Origin of the sequence: Streptomyces sp. 4F14, from assembly GCF_048159485.1 — a bacterium.
In the GTDB taxonomy this organism is placed as follows: Bacteria; Actinomycetota; Actinomycetes; order Streptomycetales; family Streptomycetaceae; genus Streptomyces.
Genome location: NZ_JBLRVY010000006.1, coordinates 393759 through 407560, shown reverse-complemented (window position 1 = coordinate 407560; position 13802 = coordinate 393759). Strand labels below are relative to the sequence as shown.

At 72.0% G+C, this 13802-nt stretch carries 13 protein-coding genes; 5 read left to right on the top strand and 8 right to left on the bottom strand.

Annotated elements, in window-relative coordinates; translation table 11 throughout:
* Positions 1-147: 147 nt before the first annotated feature.
* Positions 148-3300, top strand: a complete 3153-nt coding sequence (locus tag ACLZOT_RS13145) for a cytochrome P450 (RefSeq protein ID WP_416969013.1) — start codon at positions 148-150, stop codon at positions 3298-3300.
* A gap of 54 nt (positions 3301-3354) precedes the next feature.
* Here the strand turns inward: ACLZOT_RS13145 and ACLZOT_RS13140 are convergent, their stop codons facing one another.
* Both ACLZOT_RS13140 and ACLZOT_RS13135 read right to left on the bottom strand, forming a co-directional pair.
* Positions 3355-4341, bottom strand: coding sequence for an SDR family NAD(P)-dependent oxidoreductase (locus ACLZOT_RS13140; protein WP_416969012.1), 987 nt, complete (start codon positions 4339-4341; stop codon positions 3355-3357).
* Positions 4342-4375: 34 nt separating this feature from the next.
* Positions 4376-5386 (bottom strand): PHP domain-containing protein, encoded by a 1011-nt coding sequence (locus ACLZOT_RS13135; RefSeq protein WP_416969011.1) that lies wholly within the window; start codon positions 5384-5386, stop codon positions 4376-4378.
* A gap of 83 nt (positions 5387-5469) precedes the next feature.
* Here ACLZOT_RS13135 and ACLZOT_RS13130 point away from each other — a divergent pair, with 83 nt between their 5' ends.
* Complete coding sequence (locus tag ACLZOT_RS13130) at positions 5470-5706, top strand: hypothetical protein (protein ID WP_416969010.1); 237 nt, start codon at positions 5470-5472, stop codon at positions 5704-5706.
* Here ACLZOT_RS13130 and ACLZOT_RS13125 read toward each other — a convergent pair.
* Together ACLZOT_RS13125 and ACLZOT_RS13120 are read right to left on the bottom strand one after the other, a co-directional pair.
* Entirely contained in the window at positions 5703-6311 is a 609-nt protein-coding gene (locus tag ACLZOT_RS13125) for a VanZ family protein (protein ID WP_416969009.1), read from the bottom strand. The two genes, ACLZOT_RS13130 and ACLZOT_RS13125, sit on opposite strands and share 4 nt — an antisense overlap.
* A 176-nt stretch (positions 6312-6487) precedes the next feature.
* On the bottom strand, positions 6488-7174 hold the full coding sequence (locus ACLZOT_RS13120; protein ID WP_416969008.1) for a DUF4230 domain-containing protein: 687 nt from the start codon (positions 7172-7174) through the stop codon (positions 6488-6490).
* 204 nt (positions 7175-7378) lie between these two features.
* Between ACLZOT_RS13120 and ACLZOT_RS13115 the strand changes: the two genes are divergently transcribed.
* On the top strand, positions 7379-7828 hold the full coding sequence (locus ACLZOT_RS13115; RefSeq protein ID WP_416969007.1) for a nuclear transport factor 2 family protein: 450 nt from the start codon (positions 7379-7381) through the stop codon (positions 7826-7828).
* A 259-nt stretch (positions 7829-8087) separates the two neighbouring features.
* Here ACLZOT_RS13115 and ACLZOT_RS13110 read toward each other — a convergent pair whose 3' ends face one another.
* Together ACLZOT_RS13110 and ACLZOT_RS13105 are read right to left on the bottom strand one after the other, a co-directional pair.
* The gene (locus ACLZOT_RS13110; protein ID WP_416969006.1) at positions 8088-8753 is read right to left on the bottom strand and encodes a response regulator; all 666 of its coding nucleotides are present in this window, start codon (positions 8751-8753) and stop codon (positions 8088-8090) included.
* Positions 8750-9934 (bottom strand): sensor histidine kinase, encoded by a 1185-nt coding sequence (locus ACLZOT_RS13105; protein WP_416969005.1) that lies wholly within the window; start codon positions 9932-9934, stop codon positions 8750-8752. Before ACLZOT_RS13105 ends, ACLZOT_RS13110 begins: the two co-directional genes overlap by 4 nt.
* Before the next feature lie 304 nt (positions 9935-10238).
* Between ACLZOT_RS13105 and ACLZOT_RS13100 the strand changes: the two genes are divergently transcribed.
* Together ACLZOT_RS13100 and tuf are read left to right on the top strand one after the other, a co-directional pair.
* Entirely contained in the window at positions 10239-11504 is a 1266-nt protein-coding gene (locus tag ACLZOT_RS13100) for an alpha/beta fold hydrolase (protein ID WP_416969004.1), read from the top strand.
* Positions 11505-11613: 109 nt separating this feature from the next.
* Positions 11614-12807 carry an elongation factor Tu gene (gene tuf, locus ACLZOT_RS13095; protein WP_416969003.1) on the top strand — a complete coding sequence of 398 codons (1194 nt, stop codon included), beginning with the start codon at positions 11614-11616 and terminating at the stop codon, positions 12805-12807.
* A 19-nt stretch (positions 12808-12826) separates the two neighbouring features.
* Here tuf and ACLZOT_RS13090 read toward each other — a convergent pair whose 3' ends face one another.
* Both ACLZOT_RS13090 and ACLZOT_RS13085 read right to left on the bottom strand, forming a co-directional pair.
* Entirely contained in the window at positions 12827-13201 is a 375-nt protein-coding gene (locus ACLZOT_RS13090) for an anti-sigma factor antagonist (protein WP_416969002.1), read from the bottom strand.
* A 165-nt stretch (positions 13202-13366) separates the two neighbouring features.
* On the bottom strand, positions 13367-13792 hold the full coding sequence (locus ACLZOT_RS13085; RefSeq protein WP_416969001.1) for a MarR family winged helix-turn-helix transcriptional regulator: 426 nt from the start codon (positions 13790-13792) through the stop codon (positions 13367-13369).
* Between the last annotated feature and the right edge of the window lie 10 nt (positions 13793-13802).

Genomic DNA, 13802 nt, shown 5'->3' with positions numbered 1-13802 from the left:
CTAACCAGGAGGGCCAAAGCCGCTGCGCACAAGGGCTATTGCGAAGTCTTGACTGCACGATCGTGTAGTCCTCGCGCCGGGTCGCCCTCCGCCCGTGCACAACGCTGGACGACGTACCCGCCGCCCAGCGAGAGGAAGCCGAGCGCCATGTCCCCCACCGCGCCGCACCCGGAACTCACGTCCGTCCCCGTCGCCGACATCAGCGCCACCGGACCCGGCCGCACGCCGGTCCAGCAGGTGATGGACCTGATGCGGGAGCAAGGGCCGGTCCTGGTCAGGCGGTTGCACGGGCGGGACACCCTGTTCGTCGCGGACCTGGACCTGGTGAGCGACCTCGCGGACGAGACCCGCTTCGCCAAGCACGTCGGCCCCGCCCTGGAGAACGTACGGGAGTTCGCCGCCGACGGCCTGTTCACCGCGTACAACGACGAGCCCAACTGGGCGAAGGCGCACGACATCCTGATGCCCGCGTTCGCGCTCGGCTCGATGCGCACCTACCACCCCGTGATGCTGAAGGTGGCCCGCCGCCTGATCGACGCGTGGGACGGCGCGGCCGGTGCCGGACAGTCGGTGAACGTGCCGGACGACATGACCCGGATGACCCTCGACACCATCGGACTCGCCGGATTCGCCTACGACTTCGGCTCTTTCGAGCGCGCCGAACCCCACCCCTTCGTCGAGTCGATGGTCCGCTGCCTGGAGTGGAGCATGACCCGCCTCGCCCGCGTCCCCGGCACCGACCACGCGACGGCCGACCAGGTGTTCCGCGACGACTCCGCCTACCTCGCCCAGGTCGTCGACGACGTCATCGCCGCCCGCACCGGCACCGACCAGTCGGCCGCCACCGACCTCCTCGGCCTCATGCTGAGCGCCGCCCACCCGGCGGACGGCACCACCCTCGACCACGCCAACATCCGCAACCAGGTCATCACGTTCCTCATCGCCGGACACGAAACCACCTCCGGCGCCATGTCGTTCGCCCTCTACTACCTCGCCAAGCACCCCGAAGTCCTGCGCCTGGTACGACGCGAGGTCGACGCCCTGTGGGGTGACCAGGCAGACCCGGAACCGACGTACGACGAGGTCGGCAGGCTCACCTATACGCGCCAAGTCCTCAACGAGGCCCTGCGGTTGTGGCCCACGGCAGCCGCGTTCAGCCGGCACGCCCTTCAGGACACCCTCCTCGGCGGACGCGTCCCGCTGCGCGCCGGACAGGCCGTGACCATCCTCGCGCCGATGCTGCACCGGCAGCCCGTGTGGGGCGACAACCCCGACCTGTTCGACCCCGAACGCTTCACCCCCGAGGCGGAGGCGGCCCGCTCACCGCACGCCTTCAAACCGTTCGGGACCGGTGAACGCGCCTGCATAGGACGGCAGTTCGCGCTCCATGAGGCGACGATGCTCCTCGCGATGCTCGTCCACCGCTACCGCCTCCACGACCACGCCGGCTACCGCCTCACGATCAAGGAGACCCTCACCCTCAAGCCCGACGGCTTCACCCTGACCCTCACCCCGCGCACCCCCGCCGACCGAACTCACGCCCCCCTCCCGGGAGTCACGGCCCCCGAACCCGCCCGCACGGACACCGTCACCCTCCCGGCCCGCGTCCTCCCCGGTACCGAAGCGCTCTTCCTGCACGGCAGCAACTACGGCACCTGCCGCGACTTCGCCGCCGGGCTCGCCGACGAGGCGGGCGACATCGGCTGTACGACGCGGACGGCACCCCTCGACGCGTACGCCGGCGGCCTGCCCACCGACCGCCCCGTCGTCATCGCCGCCGCCTCCTACAACGGCCGCCCCACCGACGACGCCACCGCCTTCGCCGCCTGGCTGGAGGAGGACCACGACCTCACGGGCGTCACCTACGCCGTCCTCGGCGTCGGCGACCGCAACTGGGCCGCCACCTACCAGCACGTCCCGACCCGCATCGACGACCGCCTCGCCGAACTCGGCGCGACCCGCCTCACCGCCCGCACGGCCGTCGACGCCTCCGGCGATCTCACGGGCGCCGTACGGGAGTTCACCCGCACCCTGCGCACCGCACTCCTTGAGCGCTACGGCGACCCCGAGGCGACCCCCGCCGACGCGCGGACGCCGGAGGCCCCCGAGCACGCCTACGCCGTCCGCGTCCTGAACGGCGGCCCCCTCGGCGCCCTCGCCGAACGCCACGGCCTCGTCCCCATGACCGTCACCGAGGCCCACGACCTCACCGACCCCGACCACCCGCGCCGCAAGTGCTTCCTGCGCGTCGCCCTCCCCGAGGGCACCACGTACCGCACGGCCGACCACCTCACCGTCCTGCCCGCCAACTCCCCGGCGCTGGTGGACCGTACGCTCACCGCCCTCGGCCTCGACCCGGACACCCTCCTGGACGTCCGCCCCACCGGCCGCGACGGACTCGCCGTCGACCGCCCGGTGACGGCACGTCAACTCCTCACCCATCACGTCGAGTTGCAGGACCGCCCGACCGCCGCCCAGCGCGCCGCGCTCGCCGCCGCCAACCCCTGCCCGCCCGAACGAGCCGCCCTCGTCGCCCTCACCGAGGACGACCCGCGCACCCTGCTCGAACTGATCGAGGCGAACCCGGCGCTGCGCGGAGCCCTCGACTGGGCCCAACTCCTCGATCTGCTCACGCCGTTGCGCCCCCGCCACTACTCCATCTCCTCCTCGCCCCAGGCCGACCCCGGCCACGTCGACCTGATGGTCTCCCTCCTCGACGCCCCCGCCCGCTCCGGCAACGGCCGCTACCGGGGCACCGGTTCGGGCCACCTCGCGGGCCTCGCGCCCGGCGACACCGTGTACGCCCGCATCCAGCCCTGCCGCGAGGCGTTCCGCATCGACCACACCACGCCCGTCATCATGGTCGCCGCCGGCACCGGCCTCGCCCCCTTCCGCGGCGCGATCACCGACCGCGTCCACGCGACCGGCGAACTCCCGCCCGCCCTCTGCTACTTCGGCTGCGACGCCCCCGACGCCGACTACCTGCACGCCGAGGAACTCGCCGCCGCCGACGCCGCCGGAGCCATCTCGATCCGGCCCGCCTTCAGCGCCGGACCCGACGGCGGGTTCGTCCAGCACCGGATCGCCGCCGAGGGCGAGGAGGTCTGGAAGCTGCTGACCGAAGGCGCCCGGGTCTACGTCTGCGGCGACGGCTCCCGCATGGCCCCCGGCGTACGCGACGCGTTCCGCACGCTGTACCGGGACCACACGCCGGACGCCGACGGGACGGCGGCCGAGACCTGGCTCGACGAGCTGATGGCGAACGGGCGTTACGTCGAGGACGTGTACGCGGCGGGCTGACCGACACGCGTGAGGCGCCGACTTCGGGGAAGCCGGCGCCTCACAACCGACGGTTCAGCCCGCGAACGCGTTCACACCCGTCCGCTCAGCCGACAGCGCCCACAGCCGCTCCGCCTGCTCCGCGTCCGCCGCCCACGGAGCGACACCGGAGGTCACCGCCCCGGACGCGATGTCCTCGGCGGACACCGCCTCCGACACCTCGCAGTCCTCCAGATAGACCCCGCCGAGACCGTCGAGCTGCGTCGACGTCGCCGCCCACACCTGCGTCGCCGCGCCCTGCTCGGGCGTCTTGAACAGCTCAGGCATCGCCACCTCGCCGTTCTCGTCGATCCAGCCGCGCTCGACCATCTCCTCCTTGGCCAGGTGACGCTGGAGGGGAGTGAGGATGCCGCCCGGGTGCAGGGAGAACGCGCGGACGCCCGCGTCGCGTCCCAGGCGGTCGAGGTGGAGGGCGAACAGGGCGTTCGCGGTCTTCGCCTGGCCGTACGCCTGCCACTTGTCGTAGCCCTGCCGCCAGTCCACGTCGTCCCAGCGGATGCCGGAGAAGTGGTGACCGCGCGAGGAGACGGACACGACCCGCGCGCCGCCCGGCTCGATCGCCGGCCACAGCCGGTTGACCAGCGCGAAGTGACCGAGGTGGTTCGTGGCGAACTGGGTCTCCCAGCCGGGACCCACCCGCGTCTCCGGGCAGGCCATGATCCCGGCGTTGTCGATCACGTGGTCCAGCGTGCGCCCCGACGCGAGGAACCGCTCCGCGAACGCCCGCACGCTCTCCAGATCACCGAGATCCAGCTCGTCGACCTCGACCCCGGCGATCCCCCGGAGCGCCTCGCGCGCCACGTCCACCCGCCGGGCCGGTACGACCACCCGCGCGCCCGCCTTGGCCAGCGCCCGCGTCGTCTCCAGCCCGAGCCCCGAATAGCCCCCAGTCACCAGGGCCAGGGTGCCGGTGAGGTCACGCCCCGCGAGTACGTCGTCGGCGGTGCTCCGGGCGCCGAAACCCGAACCGATCTTGACTTGAGGAGTGTCGCTGTTGCTCATGACCACGACCGTACGAATTGAAGTGCTCTCGAAGTCAAACGCGGGCGTCCACCCAGCCCATCAGCCGTTCGTACGACCACGTCGTCACCACCCGCTCCGCCGGAACCCCGCACTCCTCCGCCCGCGCGCACCCCAGCACCTGCCAGTCGAGCTGCCCCGGCGCGTGCGCGTCCGTGTCCACCGAGAACAGCACCCCCGCGTCCACGGCCTGCCGCAGCAGCCGCCGAGGCGGGTCCAGGCGTTCCGGACGGCTGTTGATCTCCACCGCCGTCCCGGAATCCGCGCACGCCGCGAACACCGCCGCCGCGTCGAACTCCGACTCCGGCCGCGCCTTCCCCGCGATCAGGCGGCCCGTGCAGTGGCCGAGGATGTCGGCGTGCGGGTTGCGGACGGCGGCCACCATCCGGCGGGTCATCGAGCGGGCGTCCATCCGCAGCTTGGAGTGCACCGACACGACGACCACGTCCAGGCGGGCCAGCAGCTCCGGGTCCTGGTCGAGGGAGCCGTCGTCGAGGATGTCGCACTCGATGCCGGTGAGCAGGCGGAACGGGGCCCACGTCGCGTTCAGCTCCGCGACCAGGTCGAGCTGGGCGCGCAGGCGGTCCGCCGTGAGACCCCGGGCCACCGTCAGGCGCGGCGAGTGGTCCGTCAGCACCGCCCACTCATGGCCCAGCGCCGCCGCCGTACGGGCCATCTCCTCGATCGGGCTGCCACCGTCCGACCAGTCGGAGTGCAGGTGGCAGTCCCCCTTCAGCAGGGCCCGCAGCCGCGCGCCGCCCTCCGGGGGAGGGGGCTGCTCGGCCTCGACACGCTCCAGGTACGCCGGGGTACGCCCCGCCAGGGCCTCCCGCACCACCTGCGCCGTCTTCGGGCCGACCCCCTTGAGCGACTCCAGCGTCCCCGCCGCCGCCCGCTCCGCGACCTCCGCCTCCGGCAGCGCGGCCAGCACCCGGGCCGCCGTACGGAACGCCTTCACGCGGTACGGCGGGGCGAGGGAACGCTCCAGCAGGAACGCGATCCGCTCCAGGGCCTCTACGGGGAGCATGCCACCAGGGTTGCGCAGGAGCGGCCAGGGCGCCCGCCGGGCGTCGGGTAGCGGTCGGCCGGAGTCGCTCTACCCTCGATTACATGACCGAGATAGCGAGCCCCTACATCTCCCACCCGCGGGTCATGGTGCTCGGGGTCCAGCCGGGCACACCCCCGTTCCGCATCATGGAGATCGACGGCCGAGTCGTCGGCTCCGCCCACGCCGTCACCGAGGTCCTCGACACCGCGGCCCTCTATGGCATCACCATCCACGACCTCGACGACCCGGACATGATCCGCTGGGTCGGCGGCGACCGGTACACGTGGAGGCCCCGCTAGCCGCGCCGGGCGTGCACTGCGCGTCCCAGGCGTCGGCCCAGGAGCAGGTAGCCGATCAGGGCGCCGGTCGTGTTGAGGATGACGTCGTCGATGTCGAAGGCGCGTCCCGTGACCAGCGCGCCCTGGGCGAACTCCACCGCGAGCATCACCAGGGCCGTCAGCAGCAGCACCTTCACGAAGCCGCGCGCCCTCGGCGCGATCACCGGGACGAGGATCCCGAAGGGCACGCCGAGCAGGATGTTGCCGCCGATCTGCCGCACCGCGTCCCGCAGCGCGGGCTGATCCAGGTACGCCCGCACGGAGTGGCCGGGGCGGAGATTTGTGTGGACCAGAGGGACCGAGGCGGGGGAGGGCTCCAGGGTGAGCCGGGCCAGGATCGCCCCGAACCCGATGAACACGGCGAAGCCGACGGCCATCGCGGGGATGCGGAGGTACCAGGGGAGGGGGCGCGGACCTGCGGGGGGACTCTTGGCGGCGGGCTTCTTGGCGGGGGCGGTCTTCTTCGGGGGCACCGATTTCTTCGAGGCGGCCGGCTTCTTCGGGGGCGCCGGTTTCGCGGACGTCCGGGTCCGTACGGCCGTCAGGCGCTTCGCGAGCGCCTTCACCCCTCTTGGACCGGGCTCCGAAGCGGGTGCGGGGGTGGGCGCGGCCTTCGCGGTACGCGGACGTGAGGCGGCACGGGCCATTGCGGTCCTCCAGGCTTCAACTTCCCTGCGTCCTAAGGCTGTTACCCAGGAAACGCCCGGGGATGCCGATCCGCGCACCCCCGGACGCCACCCGGTCACGCGACGTACGAGACGGTGACCTCCTTGAAGCCGAGGGACCGCAGCAGGCCCTTCAGCATGCCGGTCGTGTTGGTCTCCGCGCGGGCCGTCAGCTCGCTGTCCCGCGCGGCCTCGCCGATGTGCCGCACGGCGAGCTTCTGCACCGCCTGCTCGCTGTTGGGGTTGCCGGAGAAGAAGTCCCCGAGCCGGTCCAGCAGGCCGCGCTGCTTCGACACGGCGTACGAACGGTCCGGGTTCAGCGCCGGCGTCGCGAGCCGCGCGTGCGGCAGGCGCAGGGTCGCCGTCGTACGGTCCTTGTCGACCGTGACGTCCTTGTCGCCCACCTTCCCCAGATCCACGTACGCGTCGACCGTGCCCGCCCCCACGTACAGGGTGCGGCTGCCGCGGATCGCGTCGGGCAGGAACTTCGCGTCCTTCTCCAGGTCCACGACGACCTGGAAGTTGCCGGAGGCTCCCTCGTAGCGGCTCATGTCCTGGATCGACTGGAGCAGGGCCGGGCCGGTGCGGTCGGTGGTCTCCGTGCCGAAGAAGTCGCGCAGGCCCGGCAGGAGGCTCAGCCGGATGCCCGCGAACATGACGGCCAGCACCACTACGACCGAGGTGAGCACCTTCGCCCACACCGGCATGCGCTGGGGCAGTCGCTTCGGGGGAGTCGTCACGGTGTCGGGGGGAGTCGTCGTCATGGCGGTCTCCTTCCTGCGGTCCCCGCTCTCGCGGGGTCCCCGTACTGGTGTTCCCTCCCTACGGATTCCCGCCGAACGCCCCTCCGCACCGCCTTGTCGACAACCTGTGACAGCCGCGCGCCCTCCCGAAAGCGATTCGCGGAGATCACCGCAGGTCGGCAACAATCCCTCAGGCAACGCGAGTTCACACAGAGAGGTCCCGCCTTGAGCCCCGACACCCGTACCGCGGTCGGCCAACTCCTGCGCGCCATCGGCGAGGGCGATCCCGACCGCATCGCCTCCCTCTACGCCGAGCAGGTCGACTGGAAGCTCGACTGGCCCGCCGAGGAACACGGGCGTCCCGCCACGCCCTGGATCCGGCACCGCTCCACCCGGGCCGACGTCGCCGAGCACTTCCGGGAGCTGGCCGCGCACCATGTCGTCGAGGAGGCCGACACCCGGATAGAGAACATCCTCGTCGACGGCGCCCACGCGGTCGTCCTCGGAGAGATCCGGCAAACCGCACGGACGACCGGACGCGCCTACCGGGCCCGGTTCGCCCTCCATCTCACCCTGCACGACGGCTTGGTGACCCGGCATCACGTGTACGAGGACAGCCTCGCCGTGGCCCAGGCGTTCGAGGAGGAGAAGGCGCTCGGCGAGCACAAGGCGTGATCCGGCGTGGGCGCCGGTCGCCCGGGCCCTAGGGCGCTTCTGATGGATCTCCGCGGCGTCGCGACGCCCGGCACGCTCCCCCAAGCTCTCCGAGCAGGGGGGACCCCCACTCGCCGCACCGCGCGAAAGCCCCCGTAGCTCCTCCCCCACTCGCGACTTCGCTTGAGCGGGGGGACCCCCATCGAGGACTTCCACACGGCACACCGAGAGCACGCACCGAACGCCGCTCCTTCTCCCACGGATATCCATCAGAAGCGCCCTAGCCACCCGGCCTCACCAAGCCGTGATCGAACGCGAACACCACCGCATGCACCCGGTCCCTCAACCCCAGTTTCTCCAGGACCCGGCCCACATGCGTCTTCACCGTCGCCTCCCCGATGTGCAGCCGGTCCGCGATCTCCGCGTTCGACAGGCCCCGGCCCAGCAGGAGCAGTACGCCGTGTTCCCGCTCCGTCAGCCGCGCCAGCCTCCGCGCGGTCTCCGGTGACGGCTCCACCGGCGTCGCCCTCGCGAACTCCGCGAGCAGGCGCCGGGTCACGGACGGCCCGAGCAGCGCCTCGCCCGCCGCGAGCGTCCTGATCCCCTCGATCAGCGCCTCCGGCGGGCTCCGCTTGAGCAGGAACCCGGCCGCACCCGCCCGCACCGCCGCGAACACGTACTCGTCCAGCTCGAACGTCGTCAGGATCAGCACCTTCGGCGCACCGTCCCCCACCGCCGTGATCGCCCTCGCCGCACCGACACCGTCCAGCACCGGCATCCGTACGTCCATCAACACGACGTCCGGCCTCACCTCCCCGGCCAGCCGCACCGCCTCTCCACCGTCCCGCGCCTCACCCACGACCACGAGATCCGCCTGCGTCTCCAGCATCATCCGCAGACCGGCCCGCATGAGGTCTTCGTCATCGGCGAGGAGTACGCGGATCATGTCGCACCTTTCCAAGGAGGGACCTTCTCTGAGGGGGTCTCGCCTCCGTGCCCAGCACCGAGCCGTCCCCGCCGTCGCCGCGTGGTCGGCACCGGGCCGGTGCCCCGGAACCCCGCCGCCACCGGCACCACCGCAGTCACCCGCCACCCCCGACCTCCCCCCTCCACGACCCCTGCCTCCACCCACCCGCCAAGCCCCGCGACCCTCTCCCGCATGACCCCCAACCCCCGCCCTCCACCGACCACGACACGCGCCGCACCCCTACCCGCACCCGCACCCGCACCCCCGTCATCCGTGACCCGCACCACCACCCTCCCCTCACCCACCCCCACCTCCACGACAACCCGCCCCGCCCCCGCATGCCGAACGGCATTGGTCAGTGACTCCTGCACCACCCTCCCCACCGCCTCCGCGACCGGCAACGGCAGCTCCCGCAGCTCTCCGCCGACGGGAAGGCGCAGGTCCACGGGGATGTCCGCGGGGAGCCGGGCCGCGAGGTTGTGGAGGTCCGCCTCCAGGTCGTACGACTCTGTCAGCAGGCCGAGGACGCGGTCGAGGTCGGTCATCGCGGCGCGGCCGGCCTGCTCGATGCGGGTGAGGGCTTCACGGACGGGCGGGGAACCGTCCGCGAGGGTGAGACGGGCCGCACCCGCGTGGGTGAGCATGACGGTCACGGCGTGGCCGACCGCGTCGTGCAACTCGCGGGCCATCCGGGCGCGTTCCGCGGTCACCGCCCGTTCGCCGTCCCGTGCGCGCAAGGTCTCGGCCACCTCGTCCCGGGCCCGCCCCGCGCGCCCCGCGAGCCAGGCGACGCCGTGCGCCACGGCCGCCGGGACGAACGCGCGGTCGTCCGAGGCGAGCGCGACCAGCACGCCCGCGACCGGAACCGCCGCAAGCTCCAGAGCCCGGCGCGGCGGCCGGGACCGGACGACGAGGGCCAGCGCGAGGGCCGACGCCAGCGACACGTTCGTCACCTCGGCGCCGGACACCACCGCCGCGACCGTCGCACCACCGCCCGCCCACAGCGCCCACCCCGGAGCGAACCGCCGCCCGGCGATGGCCACGAACCACACGACCGCGCACCCCCGCTCGACCGCACTCCCGTCGACCACCGACGCCGTGTGATCCGACGGCCCGATCGCGATCACGGCGGACAGATAGGCGACGACGAGATCGAGCACGACCCACCGAACACCCCGCTCCCCAAGCCGATCCCCTCGCCACCGCCCCCCGAACTCCCGCACAGCATCCGGCACTTGATGCCACCCACGCCCCTGCGCGACACGCTTCCGCCCCCACACCCCCCACCCCACCATCTCCCCCCTCCTTCCCGCCGTCTCCGAATCTCCCCGCCCTCCAAACCCTAAGAACCCCACCCCCGAATCCGCGTCCCCCCACAGAGCTATCCCTCATCCCCCTACGAGAGGACCAGCCCGCCCACCCCGGCGGACGCGCCACCCCACCCCTCAGCCCCACGATCGCCCCATGACGACAACCCAGCTCATCCAGCCGGCCACGCCGACCACCCCCCACCGTTTCCGCACCCTCCGCCGAATCGCCCGCGTCCTCCTCACCCTCCTCGGCATCGTCCTGTCCCCGTTGGCAGCCCTGGCCGCGACCTGGGCCACCGCGACCCTCACCCCGGACCCGTGGCTGTTCACCGCGGCCGGCATGGCCGCGGCGGCGGTGACCTGTGCGCTGCTCGTCCACGCCGGAACCCGCCACCGGACAGCCACCGCGATCGTGACCGCGGCGGTCCTGGCCCTCACCACCCTCGCCGCGTCCCTCACCGTCCTGAAGCCCCTCGACGAAACCCCGCCCACCCCGCACGCCCGCCCCACCGGCTACTGGACCCTGGCCACGGGCTCCCGCCTCGCGTACACCCACCTCCCCGCCCAGGGCACACCCCGCCCGACCCCGGTCATCGTGCTGCACGGCGGCCCCGGCACCCCCGGCGACGGCCCCGACGCGATGGACCGGATCCTCGCCGGACGGGGGTATGACGTGTACGCCTACGACCAGGTGGGCTCAGGCCGCTCCACGCGGCTCGCGGACCCCACGGGGTACACGGTCGCCCGCCAGGTCGCGGACCTGGAGGCCGTACGGGAGCGGATCGGTGCCGAGAAGGTCGTTCTGATGGGCGCCTCCTGGGGTGCGACGCTCGCCGCCGAGTACCTGGCCGCACACCCCGAGCGTGTCGCGCGGATGGTGCTGACCTCGCCGGGTGTGCTGTGGGCACCGGCGTGGGAGGGCCGGGACGAGGGGGACATCTGGGACCTGCTGACTCCGGAACTCCGGCGTCGTATCGACGAGTTGGAGGCGAACCCGCGCCTGGTCGCATGGTCATCGCTGATGGCGGCCGATCCGCGGGCCGCGCACGCGGTGGTCGGGGACGCGGAGATCGACCCGGTGTTCGCGAAACTGCTCACGATCGCGGCGCCCGCGGCGACCTGCCACCCCGAGCGCCCGCTGGAGGACCTCCCGGGTTCGCTGCCCGGTTTCTACGCCAACCAGCTCACCACGGCGGACCAGTTGAAGGTCCCGGACCCGCGCCCCGCGCTGCGCCGGACCGGCGTCCCCGTCCTGGTCGTCCGGGGCGACTGCGACTACAAGAACCCGGGGATCGCGCGCGAGTACGGCGAAGTCCTGCCCGGCGCGACCCTGTTGACGGTCGAGGGCGCGGGGCATCTGGTCGATCTGGAGCAACCGGGGGCGTACCGGCGGGCGGTGACGGACTTCCTGACGGGCTGAGGCGCCGCGCGATGGCCCGTCGACGCCCTGTTCGACGGGCCGGGGAGCGAATAGACAGGAGACAGGCGCCAGTTGACGCCCGGCGCCCCTCAGGGACAGGAGGCCCGCAGTGGCGAAGGCACGGTTCGAACGGACCAAACCGCACGTCAACATCGGCACCATCGGCCATATCGACCACGGCAAGACGACACTGACCGCGGCGATCACGAAGGTGCTGCACGACCGGTTTCCCGACCTGAACCCGTTCACGCCGTTCGACCAGATCGACAAGGCGCCGGAGGAGCGCCAGCGCGGCATCACGATCTCGATCGCGCACGTCGAGTACCAGACTCAGGCCCGGCACTACGCGCACGTGGACTGCCCGGGCCACGCCGACTACATCAAGAACATGATCACGGGCGCGGCGCAGATGGACGGCGCGATCCTGGTCGTCGCGGCGACCGACGGGCCGATGCCGCAGACCAAGGAACACGTGCTGCTGGCACGGCAGGTGGGCGTGCCGTACATCGTCGTCGCGCTGAACAAGGCGGACATGGTGGACGACGAGGAGATCCTCGAACTCGTCGAGCTGGAGGTGCGCGAGTTGCTCACGGAGTACGAGTTCCCGGGGGACGACGTCCCGGTCGTACGGGTGTCGGCGCTGCGCGCGCTGGAGGGTGACCCGCAGTGGTCGAGGTCGGTGCTGGAGCTGCTGGACGCGGTCGACACGGCCGTACCGCAGCCGCAGCGGGACGTCGACAGGCCGTTCCTGATGCCGATCGAGGACGTGTTCACGATCACCGGGCGCGGGACGGTGGTCACCGGGCGGATCGAGCGCGGGACGCTGCGGGTGAACACCGAGGTGGAGATCATCGGGATCCACGAGCAGAAGACGCGGACGACCGTGACGGGCATCGAGATGTTCCGCAAGCTGCTCGACGAGGGCTGGGCGGGGGAGAACGTGGGGCTGCTGCTGCGCGGCGTCAAGCGGGAGGACGTGGAGCGCGGGCAGGTCGTCATCAAGCCGGGGTCGGTGACGCCGCACACGCGGTTCGAGGCGCGGGCGTACATCCTGTCGAAGGACGAGGGCGGGCGGCACACGCCGTTCTTCGACAACTACCGGCCGCAGTTCTACTTCCGGACGACGGACGTCACGGGGGTGGTGACGCTGCCGAAGGGGACCGAGATGGTCATGCCGGGCGACAACACGGGCATGCTGGTGCAGCTCATCCAGCCCGTCGCGATGGAGGAGGGGCTGAAGTTCGCCATCCGGGAGGGCGGGCGGACGGTGGGCGCGGGTCAGGTGACGAGGATCATCGAGTAGCGGGATCGACCGGGCGCGTTCATAAGGTCTCCCCGGGTTTGCCGAGGGCGGCCTCCACGCTCGGCGCGGGCGGCAGGAGCTTGGACAGGCCCGTCGCCCGCAGCACCCGCAGGGTCAGCGGGTGGACGCAGACCAGGCGCAGTTCCCCGTCGCGCTCCAGGGTCCGGGCGCGGGCGCGGTAGAGCAGGCGCAGCCCCGAGCAGTCGAAGAACTCGACGGCGGTGAGGTCGAGGAGCACGCGCGGGGCCTGTCCCGCCACGCGGTCGTCGATGTGCGGCAGGATCTCCATCGCCGCGACGATGTCGATCTCGCCGTGGAACTCCAGCACGACGTACCCCTGTTCCTCACGGATACGCAGGTGAGGGGTGTCGACCAGGGGTTCCTGGGGCACCATGGCATTGCCTCCAGCACGGGCCGGCGGATGGGTTTCTTCGGACGCTGGGGAGCGCTCGGTGGAGCCTGCCTCAGCAAGTTACCCCCGATGGAGTGAATTCCAGCATGTTCGATTGACATATGTCTTCGGAAATGGACCGCTCGGAGTCGGCCACTTCGTGAATCGTTACGACAGCGCCTGCCAGGCCCGGGTCAGCGACTGCCGGAACTGATCGGTCTGACGCTCCGTCAACTCGTTGACCATACGGTCCTCCAGCTCCCGCACGGGCGTCGCGTGCAGCGCGAGCAGCTCCCGTCCCGCGTCGGTCAGCAGGATCCTCAGCTCCCGGCGGCTGTGCGGATTCGGCTCGCGGCGGATCAGGCCCCGGCTCTCCAGGGAGCGCACCAGGTCGGCCATCGACTGCGCGGTCACGAACGAGTCCCGGGCCAACTGGGCGGCGGACAGGCCGTCGTGGCGCTCCAGGACCGTCAGCGCCGTGTACTGCAAGGCGGTGATGCCCGACGGTCTGACCAGCTCGTCCAGCCGGGAGCGGACGGCGAGTTCGAGCTGCTTGACCATGTAGAGAAGTGAGGGGGGTGCGCTTCCGGCCATGGAGCGAGCG